Here is a 21,406-nt window from a genome sequence, read left to right as displayed (position 1 = left end):
TTTAGTCAGCTTCGCCGGTATCCTTGTCGTCGGCGTCGGGCTTCACATTCTCGCGGTAGATGGCGTAAGCGGCGAGCGCCACCGCAGGGCCAAGAATGGCGCCCAGGCCGCCCTTGCCCTTGAGCAGCGCCGGCAATACGGCAAGGGCGGCCGTGATGCCGATCGCTTTCATGTCGGCGCTACGCCTGCGCGCCCGGCGCCGCGCGCGGGCACCGGCCGACAACTGATAGACGATGAGGATAAGCCCTGCTACCGCCAGGAAACCGACGCCGAAGCCTATGGCGGCGGCCAACGAGCCATAGCGTTCTGCCGCCCAGATGTAGGCCGCGCCGATCAGGAAGCCGAGGCCGCATAGTGCGGCAATCGCGGCAACTGCATAGACGATTGCGGCCGTGCGCGCACGGCGCAGGGCCGCAACCGTTTCGCCTGTGGCGAGGGCTGAGATCAGCGATGCCAGCATTCCCATCTGTGCAGGGACTAGCGCCGCGCCAGCAGCGCGAAGAGGAAGCCTACGCCGGCGGCGATCGCCAGCGAGGTCACCGGCTTTTCACGCACATTCGCCGCGATCTGCGCTTCAATATCCTTGGCATTGCCGCGCAAACTGTCGAAGGCGGCTTCGCCCTGGGCGCGCAATTGTTCGACGCCTTCGCTGGCGGCACGCCGCGCCGTGCCATACCCATGTTCGCCGGTCTTGGCCAACTGCTTGGTGAGTTTTTCGATGTCGGCTTTCAATTGCCTGATGTCGGCTTCGAGGTCCGAATTCGCCCGGCTTTCGTTCGCGGTCTTTCCAGTGGCAGTCGCCATTGCTTAACTCCTTGCGTTTGCTTGATTTCAAACGCCCGACACACGCCGAGGTTCCGAACATACGCCCCAAGGTTCCGAAATCGGAACGACGACCATGAAAGGGTGTTTGCGCTTATGAGTCCAGCCCGGTTCGAATTCCTTCGGCCGAAGCGTCAGATCAGCGGCCGGCGATCCTCACTCAGCCCCTCCCAATGGGCGAGTTCCTTGAGTCTGTCGCTGTCGACCACCTCACAGCCGCCATCGCGCCAAACGATCAGCTTGCGGTCCATCAGCGTGCGGATCGTCTTGTTGGTATGGACCAACGACAGCCCAAGCGTATCGGCGATGTGCTGTTGGGTGATCGGTATCTGCACCGGTATCTTGCCGTTGAGGCCGACCGCGCGGGCGCGGCTGGAGATGAAGGCGATGAGATAGGCGGCACGTTCCATCGCCGTGCGCCGACCGATGCTGAGCAGGTTCTCGTCCAGCATGCGCTCTTCCCGCGATGCGATCCAGGTGATGTCGTAGGCAAGGCCCGGATGATTGCGATAAAGCTCATGCAGTTGTTCGCGCTCGAAGACGCACAGCAGCATCGGCGAGAGCGCCTCGATGGAGTGCTGCATCTCGCCCATCAGGCTGCCCTGCAGGCCGATGAGATCGCCGGGCATCGAATAGTTCAGGATCTGGCGGCGGCCGTCCGACAGCAGTTTGTAGCGGAAGGCCCAGCCCGAGAGCACCGTGTAGAGATGCGCGCTGTGGCTGCCCTCGACCAGGACCGTGGCGCCCTTGTCGACGGCCAGTTCCCCCTTCTTGAACGTGCTGATGAACAGCAGTTCCTTCTTCTCGAACTCGCGGAACGCCGGCAGCGGCCGCAGAGGGCAGTCTTCGCATGGATATTGACGGCTGGAGAAAGAACGACCGTGTTGCGCGGGCATTTCGACCCCTCTTCGAAACCCGGCCTCTGACGGGGCCGACTGCAAACGCGTTGCCGGAACGGAAGGTTCCGCAATCGCCATGGCCATGTCTTTTTTAAATGACAGACCGCCAAATAGCGATCATGACTCGCTCCGTTTCAAGGAGACATTGCCCGGTGCCCTCATTGCTCGACGGATTGCGTATCCTCGTCCTCGAAGATGAATTCCTGATTGCCATGGATGTCGAGCAGCTGTGCCGCGACTATGGAGCCGGCAACGTAGTGATTGCCCGCGACCTTACGGAAATCAAGCCCCAGGATGTGGTTGCGCAATTTGATGCGGCCATCGTCGACCTCATGCTGGGTGGCGCATCGACACGCGACTTCGCCTCGGCACTGCGCGAATCGGGCGTGCCCTTCATCTTCGCCTCCGGTCATTCGGACGCCGACGAGATCAAGGCGTCTTTTCCAGGCGTCAGGCTGGTCGCAAAACCCTATTCGGGAGACGATCTCGTCGAGGCTGTGGCTGCGGCCTGCGGGCGCTCGTCCGGACCAGTCTGAATCAGGATGTCGTGCACCGGGGCCAGTTGACGCTCACGCTGCGTTCGACCCCGTCACCTGCGCCGAGATCGCATCCGGGCCGTACTCGTCTTCGCCGGAAATCTTCAGGATCTCCTGCAGTCGTGTGCGGGCCCGGCTGACGCGGCTTTTGATCGTGCCGACCGCACAGCCGCAAATCTCGGCGGCTTCCTCGTAGGAAAAACCGGACGCGCCGATCAGGATGATGGCTTCGCGCTGGTCCTCGGGTAGTTGCTCGAGCGCGCCGCGAAAATCCTTGAGGTCGAGCTGGCCGTGCTGGGCCGGATGCACCGCGAGCCTCGCCGTCATGATGCCATCGCTGTCCTGCACCTCGCGGCCGCGTTTGCGCATTTGAGAATAGAATTCATTGCGCAAAATGGTGAACAGCCAGGCCTTGAGATTGGTGCCCGGCTGGAAGCTTTCATGCTTGTCCCAGGCCTTGACCAGCGTTTCCTGCACCAGGTCGTCGGCCTTGTCGGCGTTCTGCGTCAGCGACACGGCGAAGGCGCGCAGGCTCGGGATCGAGCCGAGCAGATCGGTCTTGAAGCTCTGGGAAACGGCCGTCATGCTCAGTCCTTCTTCGGCGCGGGTTCGGTCCGCTCCAGCTGGCTGAGCAGCTGGGCAAAACGATCCGGCACGTGATCGGAGACCAGCTCATCGTAATATTGCTTGAGTTTGCGGCCGATTTCCGAATTTGGCCCGAGCGGGTCACCGGAAGCAGCCCGGCGCCTGCCCGCGGCGCCAGCCGTGATATCTTTCGTCATATTCTTCATTTTGCCCTTGATTCCAGCACCCGAGCCGCACCCCAACAACACAAAACAAAAGGCAAGCGGCACCCTCGTCTGGTTTGCCCATCCCAGCCCAGAACGCCATCCTCTTATATTAGTTCCACGTTGATCGGAACTTTTTAGGAAAGCTGGCGTTTGGGTCTTCGGGACTTGCATTCAGCTAGACCTGCGACTTATGCAATTGCGTCATCTGAGGGAGACGTCCATCATGAGCCTTTCCGCCACCATCGCGCCGCACCTGCCGTTCCTGCGCCGCTTCTCGCGCGCCGTTTCCGGATCACAGGAAAGTGGCGATGCACTGGTCGCCGCGATGCTCGAAGCCATCATCGCCGACGTCGATATCTTTCCCGCTGCATCGAACGACCGTATTGCGCTGTACAAGGTTTTCGCCAGGCTGTTCACCTCGATCGCCATCCGTGTTCCGCAGGAGCATGCCCAATCGGCATGGGAGCAACGCGCCGCGGCCAATCTGAACGCGATCGCCCCGCGCCCGCGCCAGGCTTTCCTGCTGGTCGCCGTCGAAGGCTTCAGCGAGGATGAGGCGGCGGAAATTCTCGATGCCGACGAACAGGAATTTTCGGATCTGCTTGCCCAGGCGAGCAACGAGATTTCCCGCCAGGTGGCGACCGACGTGCTGATCATCGAGGACGAGCCGCTGATTGCCATGGACATCGAGGAGATGGTCGAGAGCCTTGGCCATCGCGTGGTCGGAACGGCGCGCACCCATGCCGAGGCGGTGACGATATTCGGCAAGACGCGGCCGAAGATGGTGCTGGCCGATATTCAGCTTGCCGACGGCAGCTCGGGCATCGAAGCGGTGAACGAGATCCTGTCGTCCACATCGGTGCCGGTGATCTTCATCACCGCCTTTCCCGAACGCCTGCTGACCGGCGAACGGCCTGAACCGGCCTTCCTCGTCACCAAGCCGTTCAACCCGGATATGGTCAAGGCGCTGATCAGCCAGGCGCTGTTCTTCGACAGGCAGGCCAAGGCAGCCGCATAGGCCGAGGCCCGCGCCATCGGGGCGCTTGTTTCCCAATGAGATGACGTGTTGCGCGCCGGTCGCTCGACCGCCGCGCCGCAAGGTTAATTTCGCGCCTGGAGCGGCTTTCCGGGGATCGTCTTTTTCGGCAAATGGTGGAACAAACACCAACCAACCACGTTTTGCCTCAGCATTGGAAGGAGACGGATCATGCTATACTGGGCGCTCGTATTTCTCGTCGTGGCGATCATCGCCGGCGCGCTTGGTTTCGGCGGCATCGCCGGCACCTCGGCCGGCATTGCACAGATACTGTTCTTCATCTTTCTCGCCTTCTTGATCATTTCGCTGCTTGCCGGCCTGTTCAAACGGGCGTGAAGGGCGCGATCTGACACTGGAAGCCGCACCCCTCAAACGGTTTCCAGCCACCGCCGGGCGGTGCACTCCAACGAGGTGCCGCCCGGCGGACCGTTTAAGGGGAACCCATTTCAGAATGAACCGTTCAGCCTGGGTTCGGTGGCAAAAAAATGCGTTCCAAGGCCCCAGACATGAACGACAGCCGGCGGAGTGATGAAGTCATCGCTCTGCATCCGGCCGAAAGCGGAATGCAGCTTGGCCGGGCTCTTCTTCATGCGCTGCACAATGCCGGAATTTCCGTTCTCTACCAGGATCGCGACATGAAGACCGTGTGGGCGCGCAACATGCGCGCGCCATGGGCGTCCGACGCCGCCGACAGCAACGGCATACTGCCGCCGGCGCAGGCAGAGCGCATCGGCGCCGCCAAACGCAACGTCGTCGCCTCAGGCAATCCGGAACGTCTCGAACTCGGTGTTCCCGTCGAGGACGGCATACGTTGGTTCCAGGTGTGGATCGATGCCGATCATGGCGAAAGCGGCGCCGTACAGGGGGTCGTCACCACCATGGTGGAAACCACCGAGCAGAAACGCCGCGAGCAGACCTTGAAGACACTGCTGCGCGAGGTCAGCCATCGCTCGAAGAACCTTTTGGCCATCATCCAGAGCATCGCCACCCAGACCGGCCGCTATTCCGAGACGCTCGGTGATTTCCTGACGCGCTTTCGCGGCCGGCTGCAGTCGCTGGCCTCGTCCCAGGATCTGGTGACGTCCTCCAACTGGCGGGGTGCAGCTCTGCGCGAGCTGGTCTCCGGACAGGTTGCGCGCTACGGCTCCGACCCCAGGCGAAGCTTGCATTTCGCCGGCGAGAATCCCTACCTCAACCCCAATGCCGCCTTGCATATTGGCCTGGCGATGCACGAACTCGCCGTCAATTCGGTGAGCTACGGCGCCCTGTCGCGCCCGGATGGCTTTGTCGAGGTCACAGCCAAACTGACCGCCGCTTCGGCCGACAAGCCTGCCCTGTCGCTGACATGGGCCGAAGCCATCGGCGCCCGTGACCGGCAACCCAGCGAGAAGCGTTTTGGCAGCGTTGCGCTCGAGCGCGTCGTACCGACATCGTTGAACGGAACGGCGACGCTCGAGATCACCGGCGACCGTGTCGAATACCGCCTCGTCGTGCCGCACGGCAATTTCGAAACGGACTGACCGGATATCGCGTGCCAACACACGAGAAAGTTGCAGTTCTTAACCGGCTGTTCACCATAAAATTGGATGCTGCCTTGGCCGGATAGCACTGGAGCCTGCCGACCCGGCGGATATCCCGTCGCGGTCGCAGCGCAACAGAGCAATTCCAGGAAGTGCGCAGCGGTTTTCCGTCCGGAATTGCGCAAAAACAAATACTTGGAGCGGGCAGCGTTTCTATCAAAACCGCTCTAAGGGAGGATTGGTCTTGACGGTTGCCGACATGAACAGGGTTGAGCAAGCCGCCCGCGTCTCGATGAGTGGATTCCAGGACCCCGAGGCCCCGACCTCGGCTTCGCGGCACTTCCACCCTTTGCTTCACTTCGCCGCTGTCGTGTTGGTCGCTGCCGTGGTGCTGGCGGCGGCATGGCAACTGACCTGACGTCGAACCCGAACAATCTCGCGCTCGTCTGAAGATCACAGCGGAGCCTTGCGAGCCAGGCTGTGCAAGAACTCGGCTCGCAGCAGCCGGACACGGTCGCCGCGAAGCGATGCTGCGGCTCAGCTCGGCCTAATCGCCGTAGTGAAGGTCCGGATCGCGGAAGGAAGGCGGGCCGCGCTATCGACCCAAGTCGTATGCTGGGATGTCCGCTTGCAGGCACTTGTCCACTGCAAGCGTCGCCGGCGACCTGCTGCGCATCAGTCGCGCGATACAGACAGCCCCGCGAGAAGCGGCGCGTACGCGGCGAGCCTGCGGGATACGAACTCGGTGAAGAGCCGCACGCGCTTCGTCTTGCGTGTCTCCCCCTGTGTGAGAAGCCAAACCGTTCCGTACATGTGCAGGTCGGTGCCCGGCACCCTCATCAGTAGGGGGTCGGCATCGCCAATGAAGCACGGCAGTGTCGTCATCCCGAGCCCTTGCCGTACAGCAACGATCTGCGCCTCGGCGTCCGTGGTCCTGAACGGAACGCCCGTGGTACGAACCTCACCCTCGCTGGCCCATTCCGGAATTCCATGAATGCTTATGACGATCCACCGGATGGGATCAGGCGCGCCCGTACGCCACGCGGCTAGTCGATCGCAGGACATGTAGACGCCGCCGAACAGCTCCGGTCCCTTCAGGCCGTGAAGATTGAGCGGCAGGGTTTTGCGGTCGTAGACGACGCGGATCGCGACGTCGGCCTCTCGGTTGGTCAGATTTGCCAGCTCGCCGGACGACAAGATTTCCATCTCGATGTCCGGATGCAGACGCGCGAAATCGGCGAAGTCCGGCATGAGCAGGTGTGTCGTGAGGGGCGGTGCCAGCGTCACCCGCAGAAGCCCGCGCACGCTCTGGTCGCGCCCGAAGACGCGCGTCTCCAGCAGGTGCGACGACACTTCCATCTGGTCCGCGAACTCGAGGACCTCCTCGCCCGCAGCCGTCAGGCGGTAGCCCGAAGGCAGCTTTTCAAACATGTGCACCCCGAGGCGTTCCTCGAGCTGGGCGACGCGTCGCAGCACGGTCGAGTGGTTCACACCGAGGCGCTCGGCGGCAGCCCGCACCGAGCCTCCGCGCGCGACGGCAAGAAAGTAGCGAACGTCATCCCAGTCGATCATGGTGCAATCCGGCACCGCGCGGTGCGCCTCCAAAGCCCGTATCTAACACATCGAACAGCATCTCGTATGTGGGTGGCGCGGGGCGGTCATCATAGCCCATGCCGACAAGCAAGGCCCATTCCAAACGGTGGGCATCGATCGTAGCGACTGGCGTCAGTCGTCCAACCGGATCGATTTTGCACCACCGATGTGCGCGCTTCCGCACTCAAAGCCTGACCCCGGCACACTTAATTCCAGGCTCTCGGGGTTCTTCCCGAACGACCAAAAGGCAGAGCCTGAAAGGAAAAGTCATGGGAAAGCTAGACGGTAAGGTTGCAGTCATCACGGGTGGATCGAGCGGCATGGCGCTGGCGAGCGCCAGGCGGTTTGTTGAAGAAGGCGCCTATGTTTTCATCACGGTCGAAGGCAGGAGGCGCTCGACGAGGCCGTCAAGCTGATTGGCCGGAACGTGACCGGCGTGCGCGGCGACGCGGCCAATCTCGACGACCTCGACCGTCTGTTCGACACGGTCAAGCGGGAAAAGGGCAAGATCGACGTCCTGTACGCGAGCGCCGGCACGGGCGAAGCCGTCCCACTGGGCAAGATTACCGAGCAGCATTTCGATGCGACCTTCGGCGTGAATACGCGCGGCACGCTGTTTACGGTTCAGAAGGCGTTGCCGCTCTTCAACGATGGCGGATCCATCTTCATGACCGGGTCAGTTGCTTCGGTGAAAGGTTTTCCTGGTTACGGCGCGTATTCGGCGAGCAAGGCGGCGTTGCGCTCATTCGCACGCACTTGGCTCAACGAACTGAAGGGCAGGAATATCCGCGTGAACGTGCTGAGCCCGGGGCCGATCGCCACACCGATGCAGGACCAGGTTCCCACCGAGGAGGGGAAGCGGATGTTCGAATCCCTGATCCCGCGGGGAAAGATGGGGCGTCCTGAGGAAATTGCGGCGGTCGCGCTGTTTCTTGCTTCAGACGATTCGAGCTTTGTGAATGGGGTGGAGTTGTCTGTCGACGGCGGCTTCTCGGCCATCTGAAATCGCGCCGGATCGCGGGAAGTGGCTGATCGCCGGGAACTAGCATGTCCATGGTGGAACGACGGGACGTCTACGCAAAGGTCGCCACACAGCAGAACGGATAACCCAGCGCCGTTGAAGGCCAGGGAATCAATACCAACACGGATCGGAGAAGCATTATGAGCTACGCGATTGTAGGATTCGGTAAGATAGGCCAGGCCCTCGCCCACGCCTTCGCCCGTAAAAACATCGACGTGACCGTCGCGAGCCGCCGGCCGCCCGAGGCGTTGGCGCCGCAGGCTCGGGCGATTGGACCCACGGTCGTCGCCAGGTCGCTGCGGGAAGCACTCGAGGCCGACACAATCATCTTGGCGGTCCCTTTCGGGGAGCACCGCGAGGTTGCGAAAGCCCTGCCGAGCTGGAAAGGCAAGACGGTCATCGACGCGATGAACGCGTTTCCTGTCCCTGAAGAGCTGGACGGCCTCCCGTCCTCCGCCTTCGTTGCGAAGTCGTTCACCGGCGCCAAGTTCGTTAAAGGCTTCAATCACCTGGTTGCAGCCACCATGGCTACCGATCCGCTCGTCGAGGGCGGCCACCGGGTCGTCTTTCTGTCGAGCGACGACGAGGACGCGACCGCTCCCGTGGCGGCCTTGGCCAAACAACTCGGGTTCGCACCCGTCGAGCTGGGAAAGCTCAACGAGGGTGGCGCGCTGGTGCACGCACGCGGCCGCACTTGGGGCCAGCTGATCTTCCAGGACCTGTTCAAGAAGGAGCAGTAACGGATATACTGTCCACTGTCAGAGGTGCTGCTTGCCCAGGCCCGTCCATGAGACTCCACGCGGGCTAAGTCATAATCCGAGGTCCGGAAGCGGCGAGGGCTTCGACGTCCCCTTTCCACCCCCAAGCGAATTTCAGGAGGTCGGCTTACCAGACAGCGGCCGTGGTGGCGCCATCTCCTGATCAGGTTTTTGCACAGCCTGGAGCAGCTATCCCCAATTGTTGGCTGCCGCGCCGCCGGCGCAGGAACTTTGGCTGATTTCGACCGTTCTTATGGCGAGAGGTTTGTCGCCATGGAACACATCGCTGCTTTGCTCCTGGTCATCGGCTGCTCGAACACCATGACCGAGTGCCGTGAATTGTCCGTGCCGGTCAGCGTCTTCGAGACCGCCGCGGAATGCACCGCCGAAAGGCCTTTTGCCCTGACCGATGTCCAGGGCAAGGCTCCGCATATCGTTGCCGAGTGCCTCACTGTCGATCCGGCGCTGGAGGATGACTACGACCAGATCGTCTGGAACGTGCGCCCGGACGGCACGCTCAATGCCTCCTTGCAGGTTTCCAACCTTGTGGTTGCATCGAACGCTGCGCGCCCCGAAAAAGACTATCTTAGCCAACAGTAAAATCGGGCGGGCAAAGGCCGTTGTTTCATGCTAAATGACGGCTGGTACTCGCTAAAATCAGGACAAAGTGAGGAGAGACTCTATGCGGAAAGTGATTATTGCCATGGTTGCCGTGGTCGCAATCAGCGGCTGCAGCACGACCGAGCAGGACGTAGGCGTCGGTACGCTGGTTGGCGCCGGTGTCGGTGGCCTGGTCGGCGGCGGCAGGGGTGCGCTCATCGGCGCAGCCGTCGGTGCCGGATCCGGTCTGCTCGTGCGCAACCTGCGCAATGGCTATTGCCAGTACCGCGACAATCGCGGTCGTCTCTACACGGCCCGCTGCTGATCCGCTTCGGCATGCAAGCATAGCAACGGCGACCGGCTCGTCCGGTCTCCGTTTTTCTGCCTGGCGCAGTCCGCTTACCGCAGCGGCGATTCAGACCAATGGGATCCTGATTTTCACCTTCAGCCCGTCGGCGTGAAAGTCGCGCTTGATCGTACCGCGCAATTCGCGCGTAACGTTGAGGTCGATCAGCTTGGTGCCGAAGCCTGTCTTGGCTGGCGCTTCCAGTGTCTTGCCCCCTGTTTCATGCCAGTTGAGCGCCAGCGTCCTGTCATGCCCGCGGCCTTCGACCGACCAGTCGACCTTGAGCGCGCCCACCGAATTGCCGGCCTCGCCATATTTCAGCGCATTCGTCGCCAGCTCATGGAAGGTCAGGCCGAGCGCCTGCGTCGTCGTCTCGTCGAGCAGCACTTCCGGCCCCGACAATATCCCCTCTGGAAGCTCCTTGCCGAACACCTGGCCAAGCTCGATGCGCAGCAGGTCGCCGAGATCGGCCTTCTGCCAGCGCGAGCGCGTCAGCATGTCCTGCGAAGCAGCCATCGCCTGCAGCCTGGCCGAGAAGGATGACGAGAACTCCTTCACGTCGGTGGCGTGTGATGCCGTCTGGCGGGCGATCGCCAGCACCCTTGTGATCGAGTTCTTGATGCGATGCTTCATCTCCTGCAGCATCAGGTCCTTTTCGAGCAGGCTCTTTTCGGTCGTCTCGTGCAGCAGCGAGACCGCGTCATAGGCCCGCTCCTGAAAGCGGGCCACCAGCGCAATGGCGCCGGCAAGCAGCAAACCGAACAGACCAAGCATCACCGGAATGGCGCGCGAAGATGGTTGGGAGAAGGCGCTTGTCGGCCTGAACAGGACGGTCCATTGCCGCCCTGCCACGACGAGCTTGCGGGTGACCAGCAGCCGGTCGCCGAATATCGAAACCGGCGGCGTCTCAGACTGGAACAGCAGATGTCCGGCATCCACTTCGCCGTCATAGATCTCCGTGTTGACCGGCAGCAGCGGCGCCCGGCTGAGCGCGACCTGGAACAGGTCGCGGGTGCGGAAGGCCGCATAGAGGAAACCCGCTGTCGACGAGCGCGTGGCGTTGATGACGTCAGGCGCGGTCTCGACACTGAGCCGCACGAAAACCAGAAAGCCGGTGAAAGTCTGCGCGGCACCTGTCCCCTGGCCGAGCTGGATCAGGCCGCTTGCGTGCTGCTGGTCGTCGGCCATCGCCTTTTCGATCGCCGCCCGCCGCACTGGTTCGGTGAACATGTCGAAGCCGATGCTGGCCTGGTTGGACGGGTCCATCGGTTCGAACAGCACGACCGGCGTCCGCCATGGCTGCGTCGTCGCCGGATAGACCGCATGCGCGACACCCTGGTCGCGCAGTATATCGCGCTCGACCGCGGCCTCGTCGCCTGTTTTGGCCAGCCTGAGAAAGCCGATGCCACGCAGTCCGGCGAAATTGTTGTCGACGTCGAGCGCGCTGAAGAAAGCCTTGAACTCGCCACGCGAGATGTCGCCGTTGCGGGCGTCGAACAGCGCCTGGGTCGAGCGCAACAACGACAGATGCAGGTCGATGCGGCTCTCGATGCGGTTGAGCGCGTCATCCGCCGTCGCGGCGAACTTGATGCGCGCTGCCTCTTGCGTGGCGAAATACGCAAAGCCCGCCATCGTCAGGCTGATCAGCGCGACGGCGATGAAGGCGACGATCGGGAAAAACTTCTTCAATGGATGGCGTTGCCCATGGCGATTCGGACCCTTTTATGGGCAAGTCCCCGCGCCAACACAATGGCGCGGCCAAACCATCATGACGGCTGGCATATCACATAGAAGACAGTTAGCCGGCTTACTTGATGTCTCAGGCAGCGATTTTCAGCGCGCCTGGCCCGGGAATGGCGCCGGGCGGGCATTTGCCGAGGATGATCATGCCGAGCACCTCGTCCTGGGTAACGTCGCTGGTGCGCGCCGTGCCGACGACCTGGCCGTTCTTCATCACGCAGACCCGGTCGGCAAGCTCGAATACGTCGTGGATGTCGTGGCTGATCAGGAAAATGCCGATGCCGTCGGCCTTGAGTTGCCTGACCAGTTCGCCGACCTGGGCCGTTTCCTGCGGGCCGAGTGCGGCCGTCGGCTCGTCCATGATCAGGATGCGGGCGTTGAACAGGATGGCGCGCGCGATCGCCACCGACTGCCGCTGGCCGCCCGAGAGTTTGACCACCGGTTCCTTGAAGCGCTGAAAGCGCGGATTGAGCCGGCCCATCACCTTGCGCGCCTCGGCTTCCATGGCGACATCGTCTAGCGTGCCCCAACCGGTCATCAGCTCGCGGCCAAGGAAGAGGTTGGCGGCGGCGTCGACATTGTCGGCCAGCGCCAGCGTCTGGTAGATCGTCTCGATGCCGTATTTCTTGGCGTCGCGCGGATTGGATATCGAGGCCTCCTCGCCGTTAACGAAAATCTGGCCCGCATCGCGCTTATAGGCGCCGGACAGGATCTTGATCAGCGTCGACTTGCCGGCGCCATTGTGGCCGAGCAGCGCCACTACCTCGCCTGGGAAGAGATCGATCGATGCATCGTCGACGGCGCGAATGCCGCCGAAGGCGATCGAGATGTTGCGCATGTCGATCAGCGGTGTGCCCGTGGGAGCAGTCTTTTCCATAGCCGCGTCCTCCTCAGACTCGCTTGCGATAGACGGTGTCGAGCCAGACGGCGACGACCAGCACGGCGCCGACGACGATGCTCTGCAGCGGCGAGTCGATGCCGAGCAGGACCATGCCGGACTGCAGCGACTGCATCAGCAGTGCGCCGAGCATGGCGCCCAGCACCGTGCCCGAACCGCCGGCCAGCGACGTGCCGCCGATGACGGCGGCGGCGATGACCAGAAGCTCGTCCAGCGTGCCCAGCGCATTGGTCGAGGCATTGAGGCGCGCCGACGAGATCGCCGCGCTGATTGCCGCCAGCACGCCCATAATCATGAACACCTTCATCGTCACCCAGCGGGTGTTGATGCCGGCGAGTTCCGCCGCTTCCGGATTGCCACCGATGGCGAAGACATAGCGGCCGAAACGGGTGCGTCTGGTGATGAAGGTCATGATGATGCCGACCGCGACCGCCATCAGCACCGGGATAGCAATGCCATGGGCGATGAACAGGCCGCCTTCGGGGATGGTGATGCCGTTCTGCTGCGCGTACTGGCGCACGATGCCGACCGGCCACGGATAGGAATTGGCGATCCACACCGCGCCAAGGATGGCGGCGCAGGCGACGATGCCGAGGAATGTCTCCGCCCACACCGGGCGCAGCGGGAAGTTGAAGCGTTTGCGCTGCGAGCGGCCGTTGAGCAGCGCGAAGGCGACTGCCGCGCAGGCCGCGACACCGACGATCCAGCTGGCAGTCGCACCGATGGAGCCACGCGGGCCGCCGCCCATCAGCTGGAACGTGGCGTCGAGCGGCGCGACCGTGCGGCCGCTGGTGATCAGCCACGCCATGCCGCGCCAGACCAGCAGGCCGCCCAGCGTCACGATGAAGGCAGGCACCTCCATATAGGCGATGATGAAGCCCTGGAACGCGCCGATCAGAAGGCCGAGCGCCACGCCGGCGGCGAGTGCGATGATCCAGAGCCAGGGATTGCCGAGCTGGAAGCCGATGACGCGAATGAGGAATTCGGCCTGCGCCACGCCCATGATCATACCGATCACGCCTTCGACGGAGCCAACAGAAAGGTCGATGTTGCGCATGACGATGACCAGCACCATGCCGGTCGCCATGATCGCCACCGACGAGGTCTGCACCGACAGGTTCCACAGATTGCGCGGCGTCAGGAAAAGCCCGCCGGACAGGATATGGATGCCGATCCAGATGACCAGCAGCGCGCCAACCATGCCGAGCATGCGCGTATCGAGCTCGGTTGCCTTGAGAAAGCGTCCGACGGCGCTGAGCTCGGCAGCCCGCGCCCCATCCGCGGTCGCATTGGCGACCGGCGCGTTGGAAGCCGTATCGGTCATGATATCCTCCCACCGGTCTCCGTCTGGCGCGGTTGCCGGAATACGATGCTATTTGCTTTCCCGGCTCAATTGAAGCGGAAAGCCCTTGGAGAAACGCCGCGGCTTTTGGGCCGCGGCGCCGAACTCGCTACCGGTATCAGCCGGCTTTAGTTGCAGGTCGCGACGCTGCCTGCGGCAACGCCAGCGCAAACCTCGTCCTTCTTGATCCAGCCGGCGTCGATGACGACGTTGAGATTGTCCTTGGTGATCGCGACCGGGGTCAGGAACAGCGACTTGACAGTGTTGCCGCCAGGCGTCGTGAAGTCCGTGACGCCGGCAATGTCGGTCATCTTCTTGCCGTCGGCCAGTTGCGAGGCAATCTCGGCGGCGTTCTTGCCGAGCTCGCGCGCATCCTTCCACACCGACACGGTCTGCGTGCCGAGCGCGATGCGGTTCAGCGCGGCGTGGTCGCCGTCCTGGCCCGAGACCGGAACGGTTCCGGCCAGTCCCTGCGCCGTCAGCGCGGCAACGACGCCGCCGGCGGTGCCGTCGTTGGCCGCCACCACCGCATCGACCTTGTTGTCGTTGGCGGTCAGGAACTGTTCCATGTTCTTCTGCGCATTGGCCGGCAGCCAGCCGTCCGTATAGGCCTCGCCGACATTCTTGATCTTGCCGCCGTCGATGGCTTCCTTCAGCACTTCCATGGAGCCGGCGAACAGGAAATCGGCGTTCGGATCGGCACCCGAACCCTTGATGAAGACGTAGTTGCCTTCGGGCTTCGCCTTGAACACTTCGCGGGCCTGCATGCGGCCGACTTCCTTGTTGTCGAAGGTCAGGTAGAACACGTCCTTGTTCTCGATCAGGCGGTCATAGCCGACGACCGGAATGCCCTCGTCAAGCGCCTTCTGCACCGCCGGCCCGATGGCCGAGGCGTCCTGCGCCAGCACGATCAGCGCATTCGCACCTTGCGAGATCAGGCTTTCGACGTCGGTCAGCTGCTTGCCGGGATTAGACTGTGCGTCGGCGGAAATGTACTTGTCGCCGGCGGCTTCGATCGCTGCCTTCATCGCCGCCTCATCGGTCTTCCAGCGCTCTTCCTGGAAGTTCGACCACGACACGCCGATGACCTTGTCCTTCGCCTGCGCGACCGACGCCAGCGTCAGCGACATGGCGACACCCGCCAGCATGGCGACTGCAAATTTCTTCATGATATCCTCCCTGCGCCGCGCACGGCGCGACAAACTGACCCGAAGGCCGGCACAAGGCTCTATTTTTTCGAGCCTCGAAAAAATACTGATCCAACGCCGAAGCCCTGTCAACATCGATTCTGACGGTTTTTGATGGGCCGTCGAATTTTTTTCGGGTCTCGGAATAAATAAATGACAGGACTTCCCGATTCTGCCAATATTCAGTGAGCGCGTCGACGGCCTTCGACGTTCACGAAAGGCTGCGGCGGCGGCAGGGAGGAGACGCAGGCCATGTCGGTTGGAATCCGCCACGACGATCTACGCCGGCGCAACCGGGCGATGGTGATTTCGGCCGTGCGCAGGGCCGGCCAGCCGTCACGCACCGAGATCGCCGCGACCACCGGCCTCAGCCATTCGACCATTTCGGCGATCTCCTCCGACCTGATCCAGGAAGGCATCCTCACCGAGAGCAAGCCGAGCGAAGCGGCTTCGCTGAAGCGCGGCCGGCCACAGGTCGGCCTCGGCCTCAATCCGGAAGCCACCGCGGTGATGACCGTGGTGCTGTCGCTCAACTTCCTCTCCGTCGCCGTCATCGATTATGCCGGACAGGTCATTGCCGAAGAGCAGCGCCGCCTCGACACGCAGACCATGCCGCGCGACGAGCTGATCGGCGAATGCACGGCGATAGTCCGGCGCCGGTTCGAGGATCCCGACCTCGATGTGCGCAGCGTCGCCCGCATCGCGATGGGCATCCAGGGCATCACCGACACCCATGCCCGCGCCATGCTGTGGTCGCCGATCACGTCGCTGACCGACATCCCCTTTGCCGACATTCTGGAAGGCGAGTTCGGCATTCCCGCCACCATGGAAAACGACTGCAACATGATGGCGGTGGCGCTGCAATGGCGCGATCCCGAACGCTACCGCGACGATTTCATAGCCATCCTGCTCTCGCACGGCATCGGCATGGGGCTGGTGCTGAAGGGCGAACTGTTCACCGGCACCCATTCGTCCGGCGGCGAGTTCGGCCACATGATCCACCGGCCGGGCGGCGCGCTCTGCCGCTGCGGACGGCGCGGCTGCGTCGAGGCCTATGCCGGCAACTATGCCATCTGGCGCAACGCCAGGATGATGAGTGAGGATGCCGAACCGACCGATGTCGGCGACGCCGACATGCGCGCGCTCGCCGCCAGGGCGCGCGAGACCGATGGCCCGGAGCGCGAAGCCTATCGCAAGGCCGGCGAGGCGCTCGGCTTCGGCCTTGGCAGCTTGTTCGCGCTGATCGATCCGGCGCCGGTCGCCATGGTCGGCGTCAGCGCTGCCGCCTTCGACCTGATCGAACCGGCGTTGCGCGAGGCGATTGCCCAGACCGCCGGCGGCCAGCATTCGAAATCGATCTCCTTCGACACCGAGCCGAATGAGCTGCCGCTGATCCGCGAGGGCTGCGCCATGCGCGCGCTTGGCTTCGTCGACCAGGAGATTTTCGCACCGGGCGTCCAGGCAAGGGCGGGCGCTGGGAAGAACGTGGCGTGAGTATCGGTAGAGACCGATCTTAGTGACGACCGGGTTCGCGAGCTTTCCATGTTGAAAAGCTACAAAAATCGATCCGGCGTAACGTCGAAGGAGGCAACTGTGTGTTCGGCCATGATCCTGTCCTCGTGGGCGTGATCGAAACGGCTCAGCCGAAGCGGCCGGTGATGTAGTCCTGCGTGCGCTTCTCGCGCGGCGACGTGAAGATCTTCTCCGTGCTGTCGAACTCGACCAGTTCGCCGAGATACATGAAGGCCGTCTGCTTCGAGACGCGCGCGGCCTGCTGCATGTTGTGGGTGACGATGACGATCGTGTAATCGGCCTGCAATTCGTCGATCAGCTCTTCGATCTTGGCTGTCGACAACGGGTCGAGCGCGGAGGCCGGCTCGTCGAGAAGGATGACTTCCGGCTTCACCGCCACGGTGCGGGCAATGCACAGGCGTTGCTGCTGGCCGCCGGACAGGCTCAATCCGCTGGCATTGAGCTTGTCCTTGACTTCGCTCCACAGCGCCGCGCGCTTCAGGGCCTGCTCGACGCGGACGTCCATCTCCGCCTTGCCGATTTTCTCGTAGAGCCTGACGCCGAAGGCGATGTTCTCGTAGATCGACATCGGAAACGGCGTCGGCTTCTGGAACACCATGCCGATCTTGGTCCGCAACAGGTTGAGGTCCTGCGTGCGGTCGAGAATGTTCTTGCCGTCGAGCAGCACCTGGCCTTCAGCGCTCTGCTTCGGATAGAGCTCGTAGATACGGTTGAAGACGCGTAGCAACGTCGATTTCCCGCAACCCGACGGGCCGATGAAGGCGGTAACGCTGCGCTCCCGCAAAGACAGCGTGATATCCTTCAGCGCTTTCGACTGGCCGTAGTAGAAGTTGAGGTTCTTGACATCGATCTTGGTCTTCTCGGCAATTGCCGCGGGCATGCTCAACTCGGTGGACAACATGGGTTTCATCCGTTCTCTCTGCGTCCCGTGAGGCTTCGGGCAACGATGCTCAACGCGAGAACCGTCAGGGTGATTACGAGCGCGCCGGTCCACGCCAGTTGCTGCCATTCCTCATAGGGGCTGAGCGCAAACTGGAAGATGGTTACCGGCAGACTGGCCATCGGCGCGTTGAGGTTGCTCGACCAGAACTGATTGTTGAGCGCCGTGAACAGCAGCGGCGCGGTCTCGCCGGAAATGCGGGCGATCGCCAGCAATATGCCAGTGACGATGCCGGAAAGCGCGGCGCGATAGGCAACCGACTTGATGACGACCCAGCGCGGCGCGCCGATCGCGGTGCCGGCTTCGCGCAACGCATTGGGCACCAAATTAAGCATGTCTTCCGTCGTGCGGACGACAACGGGAATGACCAGGATGGCGAGCGCGACGGCGCCTGCGAGCGCCGAGAAATGCCCCATTGGCCGCACCATCAGTTCGTAGACGAACAGGCCGATGACGATCGACGGCGCCGACAAAAGAATGTCGTTGATGAACCGCACCACCGTGGTGAGTTTTGAAAAGCGGCCGTATTCGGCCATGTAGGTTCCTGCAAGCACACCGATTGGCGTGCCGACAATAACTGCGATGACCGTCATCACCACGCTGCCGAAAATGGCATTGAGAAGGCCGCCGGCTTCGCCGGGCGGGGGCGTCATTCCGGTGAAGACCGACAGCGAGAGCCCGGCCAGGCCCTTGTAGAGCAGGGCGCCGAGGATCAGCGCAAGCCAGGCAAGCCCGATGCCCGCGGCGACGACGCAGAGCGTCATCATGACGGAATTCCTGGTCTTGCGGCGGCTGTAAAGCGAAGATGCTGCAGATTGTGTCGGCATCGGTCAGGCTCCCGTGCGGGCGTCGATGCGCATCAGCATGTAGCGGGCGATGGCGAGGATAAGGAAAGTGATAACGAACAGGATCAGGCCGAGCGCCACCAGCGACGAGGTGTAGAGGTCGCCGACGGCTTCGGTGAATTCATTGGCGATGGTCGCCGAAATCGTCGTCGCCGGCGCGAACAGCGAGACGCTGATGCGATGCGCGTTGCCGATGACGAAGGTCACCGCCATGGTTTCGCCGAGGGCCCGGCCAAGACCCAGCATGACGCCGCCCATGATGCCGATGCGGGTATAGGGAATAACCACGTGTCGGGTCACTTCCCACGTCGTGCAGCCGATGCCGTAAGCCGACTCCTTCAAAACTGCCGGCACGGTGTCGAAGACGTCCTTGGTGATCGAGGTGATGAAAGGCAGCACCATGATCGCCAGGATCAGCGACGAGGTCAGCAGGCCGATGCCGTAAGGCGGGCCGGCAAACAGGCTGTTGAGGCCGGGTACGCCATGGAAAATGCCGATGACGAAGGGCTGTACGGTCGTCTGCAGAAACGGCGCAAAGACGAACAGGCCCCAGATGCCGTAGATGATCGAGGGAATGCCGGCGAGCAGCTCGACGGCCATGCCGATCGGGCGCCTCAGCGGGCGCGGGCAAAGCTCGGTCAGGAAGATGGCGATACCGATGCCGATCGGCACGGCGATCACGATGGCGATGGCCGAGGTGACGATGGTGCCATAGATCGGCGCCAGCGCACCGAATTTTTCCGTAACCGGGTTCCAGCTTTCGCTGGTCAGGAAGGAAAAGCCGAAGGTCGACAGCGCCTGCCATGAGCCGGCAAACAACGAGACCGCCACACCGCCGAGCAGAACCAGTACCAGGATCGCGGCCGCCCGGGTGAGCGCGTGAAAGACGGCATCGGTGAACGCGAACCGTTTCACCGTTGCTTCGCGCGAACTTCGAACGGCCGGCAAGGCTTCCTGGGCAGCGCTCATGTCAATTCGGCTCTTTGTCGGGGAAAGGAGCGCCGCGATGCGGCGCTCCCGGGATGGTGTTACTTGCCGGTGTAGACGGGCTTGCCGTCGGCCTGGATGTCGGCCTTCCACGAGGTCTTGATCAGGTCGACGACGTTGTCGGGGATCGAAACATAGTCGAGCTTCTTCGCGGTTTCCTTTCCGTCCTTGTAGGCCCAGGCAAAGAATTTCAGCGCTTCGCCGGTGGCTGCGGCGTCTTCCGGGGCCTTGTGGATCAGCACCCAGGTGGACGCCGCGATCGGCCAGGTGGTGTCGCCGGGCTCGTTGGTGATGATGACGTTGAAGTTCTTCGCATCCTGGAAATCGGCATTCGAGGCCGCCGCGTCGAAGGATTCGAGCGACGGTGCGACGACCTTGCCGGCAGCGTTCAACATCTTGGAGTAGGACAGCTTGTTCTGGGTCGCATAGGCATACTCGACATAGCCGATGCCGCCGTCGGTCTGCTTGACGGTGTTGGCGACGCCTTCGCTGCCCTTGGCGCCGACGCCGACCGGCCATTCGACGGCGGTGTCCGAGCCAACCTTGTCCTTCCAGTCCGGCGACAGCTTGGAGAGGTAGTCGGTGAAGTTGAAGGTCGTGCCCGAGCCGTCCGAACGATGGACGACCGCAATCGCGGTGGACGGCAGCGTGAGGCCCGGATTGAGCGCCTTGATAGCGGCATCGTCCCAGCTGGTGATGGTGCCCATGTAGATGCCGGCGATGGTCTTGCCGTCAAGCACGAGTTCGCCCGGCTTGATGCCGGTAAGATTGACGATCGGCACAATGCCGCCCATGACCATCGGGAACTGCACGAGGCCGTTCTTTTCCAGATCGGCATCGGACATCGGCTTGTCTGTCGCGCCAAAGGTCACGGTTTTGGCGATGACCTGCTTGATACCGCCGCCGGAACCGATCGACTGGTAGTTGAGGCCGACGCCGGTATCCTTCTTGTAGGTGTCGGCCCATTTGGCGAAGACCGGATAGATGAAGGTCGAGCCGGCGCCGGAAAGGTCGGCTGCCATTGCCGCGGAAACGGTGAGGGTAGACGCCGTGGCCATTGCAATCGCAACGACCGCCGAGCGGATGAAATGTCTCATTGGGCCTGCTCCTGTTCGGAAGGATGATCTCGCGGCACCGTTGCTTTTCGGCGCCCGCGGAGGCCACTAGTCCCCGATTATTACAGTTGCATGGCAGTTTCGTGCCGGGCTGGTAACGTTTCCGGGAGCACGCAAAACGACCGCCAGCGGGTCACGCCTGGGCAGTCACACACTTTGCCTCCGTTATCGGGAGGCGGCCGAGCTCTTCGATCGACTGGTCTAGTCTTCCCGGATCGCGTATCCGGCCCCGCGGATGGTGCGGATGACGTCGGGCATGCGGCCATTGTTGACCGCTTTGCGCAGCCGGCCGACATGCACGTCGACCGTGCGCTCGTCGATATAGATCGTCTCGCCCCAGACATTGTCGAGCAACTGGCTGCGCGAGAACACCCGGCCCGGATGCCGCATCATGAATTCGAGCAGGCGGAACTCGGTCGGCCCGAGCCTGATCTCGCTCTTCTTGCGGTAGACCCGGTGCGACTCGCGGTCGAGCACGATGTCGCCGACCTTCAGCATGCTGGACAGCACTTCCGGCTTGGCCCGGCGCAGCAGCGCTTTCACCCTTGCCATGAATTCCGGCGTCGAGAACGGCTTGACCAGATAGTCGTCGGCACCGGTGGAGAGGCCGCGCACGCGGTCGCTCTCCTCGCCGCGCGCCGTCAGCATGATGATCGGCAGCCGTTCGGTCTCGGGCCGCATCCTCATCCGCCGGCAAAGCTCGATGCCGGAAACCGCCGGCACCATCCAGTCGAGCACCAGCAGATCGGGAACGTTTTCCTGCAGGCGGATCTCGGCCTCGTCGCCGCGTGTCACCACCTCGACCTGATAGCCTTCGGATTCCAGATTGTAGCGGAGCAGCACCCCCAGCGGCTCCTCGTCCTCCACCACCATGATGCGTGGCGCTATCATCAGTCG

The 21,406-nt window shown here is 62.7% G+C and carries 24 protein-coding genes and 1 pseudogene; 10 read left to right on the top strand and 15 right to left on the bottom strand.

Annotation, left to right across the window (positions count from 1 at the left end):
* Nucleotide 1: 1 nt before the first annotated feature.
* The 3 genes from DH08_RS27250 to DH08_RS27240 all read right to left on the bottom strand — a co-directional run bounded on the left by DH08_RS27250 (nt 2) and on the right by DH08_RS27240 (nt 1,718).
* Nucleotides 2-466 (bottom strand): hypothetical protein, encoded by a 465-nt coding sequence (locus DH08_RS27250; protein WP_192182279.1) that lies wholly within the window; start codon nt 464-466, stop codon nt 2-4.
* A gap of 11 nt (nt 467-477) precedes the next feature.
* On the bottom strand, nt 478-804 hold the full coding sequence (locus tag DH08_RS27245; protein ID WP_192182277.1) for an ElaB/YgaM/YqjD family protein: 327 nt from the start codon (nt 802-804) through the stop codon (nt 478-480).
* Nucleotides 805-956: 152 nt separating this feature from the next.
* Nucleotides 957-1,718 carry a Crp/Fnr family transcriptional regulator gene (locus DH08_RS27240; protein WP_192182275.1) on the bottom strand — a complete coding sequence of 254 codons (762 nt, stop codon included), beginning with the start codon at nt 1,716-1,718 and terminating at the stop codon, nt 957-959.
* Between the two features lie 215 nt (nt 1,719-1,933).
* On the opposite strand from DH08_RS27240, the gene DH08_RS27235 reads away from it, so the two are divergent.
* Nucleotides 1,934-2,257, top strand: a complete 324-nt coding sequence (locus DH08_RS27235) for a response regulator (RefSeq protein ID WP_192182576.1) — start codon at nt 1,934-1,936, stop codon at nt 2,255-2,257.
* A 33-nt stretch (nt 2,258-2,290) separates the two neighbouring features.
* Here DH08_RS27235 and DH08_RS27230 read toward each other — a convergent pair whose 3' ends face one another.
* Both DH08_RS27230 and DH08_RS27225 read right to left on the bottom strand, forming a co-directional pair.
* Nucleotides 2,291-2,842, bottom strand: coding sequence for an RNA polymerase sigma factor (locus DH08_RS27230; protein WP_006203856.1), 552 nt, complete (start codon nt 2,840-2,842; stop codon nt 2,291-2,293).
* Nucleotides 2,843-2,844: 2 nt separating this feature from the next.
* Nucleotides 2,845-3,048, bottom strand: coding sequence for a NepR family anti-sigma factor (locus DH08_RS27225; RefSeq protein ID WP_192182575.1), 204 nt, complete (start codon nt 3,046-3,048; stop codon nt 2,845-2,847).
* 223 nt (nt 3,049-3,271) lie between these two features.
* Here DH08_RS27225 and DH08_RS27220 point away from each other — a divergent pair, with 223 nt between their 5' ends.
* From DH08_RS27220 to DH08_RS27205, 4 genes are all read left to right on the top strand, one after another.
* Nucleotides 3,272-4,066 carry a response regulator gene (locus DH08_RS27220; protein ID WP_192182274.1) on the top strand — a complete coding sequence of 265 codons (795 nt, stop codon included), beginning with the start codon at nt 3,272-3,274 and terminating at the stop codon, nt 4,064-4,066.
* A gap of 189 nt (nt 4,067-4,255) precedes the next feature.
* Nucleotides 4,256-4,420, top strand: coding sequence for a DUF1328 domain-containing protein (locus DH08_RS27215; protein ID WP_140554166.1), 165 nt, complete (start codon nt 4,256-4,258; stop codon nt 4,418-4,420).
* A 149-nt stretch (nt 4,421-4,569) separates the two neighbouring features.
* On the top strand, nt 4,570-5,604 hold the full coding sequence (locus tag DH08_RS27210) for a sensor histidine kinase (RefSeq protein ID WP_192182272.1): 1,035 nt from the start codon (nt 4,570-4,572) through the stop codon (nt 5,602-5,604).
* 244 nt (nt 5,605-5,848) lie between these two features.
* Nucleotides 5,849-6,022: a hypothetical protein gene (locus tag DH08_RS27205; RefSeq protein ID WP_192182271.1), complete on the top strand. Its 174-nt coding sequence runs from the start codon at nt 5,849-5,851 to the stop codon at nt 6,020-6,022.
* Nucleotides 6,023-6,279: 257 nt separating this feature from the next.
* Here DH08_RS27205 and DH08_RS27200 read toward each other — a convergent pair whose 3' ends face one another.
* Nucleotides 6,280-7,176: a LysR family transcriptional regulator gene (locus DH08_RS27200; protein ID WP_192182269.1), complete on the bottom strand. Its 897-nt coding sequence runs from the start codon at nt 7,174-7,176 to the stop codon at nt 6,280-6,282.
* Nucleotides 7,177-7,466: 290 nt separating this feature from the next.
* Here DH08_RS27200 and DH08_RS27195 point away from each other — a divergent pair.
* From DH08_RS27195 to DH08_RS27180, 4 genes and pseudogenes are all read left to right on the top strand, one after another.
* Nucleotides 7,467-8,200 (top strand): annotated as a pseudogene (locus DH08_RS27195) (SDR family NAD(P)-dependent oxidoreductase).
* Between the two features lie 158 nt (nt 8,201-8,358).
* On the top strand, nt 8,359-8,958 hold the full coding sequence (locus DH08_RS27190; protein WP_210328894.1) for an NADPH-dependent F420 reductase: 600 nt from the start codon (nt 8,359-8,361) through the stop codon (nt 8,956-8,958).
* 291 nt (nt 8,959-9,249) lie between these two features.
* Nucleotides 9,250-9,576, top strand: a complete 327-nt coding sequence (locus DH08_RS27185) for a hypothetical protein (RefSeq protein WP_192182573.1) — start codon at nt 9,250-9,252, stop codon at nt 9,574-9,576.
* A gap of 82 nt (nt 9,577-9,658) precedes the next feature.
* Nucleotides 9,659-9,901 carry a YMGG-like glycine zipper-containing protein gene (locus DH08_RS27180; protein WP_192182266.1) on the top strand — a complete coding sequence of 81 codons (243 nt, stop codon included), beginning with the start codon at nt 9,659-9,661 and terminating at the stop codon, nt 9,899-9,901.
* A 90-nt stretch (nt 9,902-9,991) separates the two neighbouring features.
* Here the strand turns inward: DH08_RS27180 and DH08_RS27175 are convergent, their stop codons facing one another.
* The 4 genes from DH08_RS27175 to xylF form a co-directional block, all read right to left on the bottom strand.
* Entirely contained in the window at nt 9,992-11,611 is a 1,620-nt protein-coding gene (locus DH08_RS27175) for a CHASE domain-containing protein (protein WP_192182264.1), read from the bottom strand.
* Between the two features lie 130 nt (nt 11,612-11,741).
* Complete coding sequence (locus DH08_RS27170) at nt 11,742-12,539, bottom strand: ATP-binding cassette domain-containing protein (RefSeq protein WP_192182262.1); 798 nt, start codon at nt 12,537-12,539, stop codon at nt 11,742-11,744.
* A gap of 13 nt (nt 12,540-12,552) precedes the next feature.
* Nucleotides 12,553-13,884, bottom strand: coding sequence for a sugar ABC transporter permease (locus tag DH08_RS27165; protein WP_192182260.1), 1,332 nt, complete (start codon nt 13,882-13,884; stop codon nt 12,553-12,555).
* A gap of 146 nt (nt 13,885-14,030) precedes the next feature.
* Nucleotides 14,031-15,071: a D-xylose ABC transporter substrate-binding protein gene (gene xylF, locus DH08_RS27160; RefSeq protein WP_192182258.1), complete on the bottom strand. Its 1,041-nt coding sequence runs from the start codon at nt 15,069-15,071 to the stop codon at nt 14,031-14,033.
* Nucleotides 15,072-15,341: 270 nt separating this feature from the next.
* Here xylF and DH08_RS27155 point away from each other — a divergent pair, with 270 nt between their 5' ends.
* The gene (locus DH08_RS27155) at nt 15,342-16,583 is read left to right on the top strand and encodes an ROK family protein (RefSeq protein ID WP_192182256.1); all 1,242 of its coding nucleotides are present in this window, start codon (nt 15,342-15,344) and stop codon (nt 16,581-16,583) included.
* A 145-nt stretch (nt 16,584-16,728) separates the two neighbouring features.
* Here DH08_RS27155 and pstB read toward each other — a convergent pair whose 3' ends face one another.
* The 5 genes from pstB to phoB all read right to left on the bottom strand — a co-directional run bounded on the left by pstB (nt 16,729) and on the right by phoB (nt 21,400).
* Entirely contained in the window at nt 16,729-17,532 is an 804-nt protein-coding gene (gene pstB / locus DH08_RS27150) for a phosphate ABC transporter ATP-binding protein PstB (protein ID WP_192182254.1), read from the bottom strand.
* The gene (pstA, locus tag DH08_RS27145) at nt 17,529-18,389 is read right to left on the bottom strand and encodes a phosphate ABC transporter permease PstA (RefSeq protein ID WP_192182252.1); all 861 of its coding nucleotides are present in this window, start codon (nt 18,387-18,389) and stop codon (nt 17,529-17,531) included. Before pstA ends, pstB begins: the two co-directional genes overlap by 4 nt.
* A gap of 3 nt (nt 18,390-18,392) precedes the next feature.
* The gene (gene pstC / locus DH08_RS27140; protein ID WP_192182250.1) at nt 18,393-19,376 is read right to left on the bottom strand and encodes a phosphate ABC transporter permease subunit PstC; all 984 of its coding nucleotides are present in this window, start codon (nt 19,374-19,376) and stop codon (nt 18,393-18,395) included.
* A 59-nt stretch (nt 19,377-19,435) separates the two neighbouring features.
* Nucleotides 19,436-20,491, bottom strand: coding sequence for a phosphate ABC transporter substrate-binding protein PstS (gene pstS / locus DH08_RS27135; RefSeq protein ID WP_192182248.1), 1,056 nt, complete (start codon nt 20,489-20,491; stop codon nt 19,436-19,438).
* Between the two features lie 219 nt (nt 20,492-20,710).
* Entirely contained in the window at nt 20,711-21,400 is a 690-nt protein-coding gene (phoB, locus tag DH08_RS27130; protein ID WP_192182245.1) for a phosphate regulon transcriptional regulator PhoB, read from the bottom strand.
* Between the last annotated feature and the right edge of the window lie 6 nt (nt 21,401-21,406).

The sequence above is a fragment of the Mesorhizobium amorphae genome (assembly GCF_014843845.1).
Classification (GTDB): Bacteria; Pseudomonadota; Alphaproteobacteria; order Rhizobiales; family Rhizobiaceae; genus Mesorhizobium; species Mesorhizobium amorphae_A.
The sequence above is the reverse complement of the archived record's forward strand: the minus strand, read 5'-3'. Positions and strand labels throughout refer to the sequence as shown.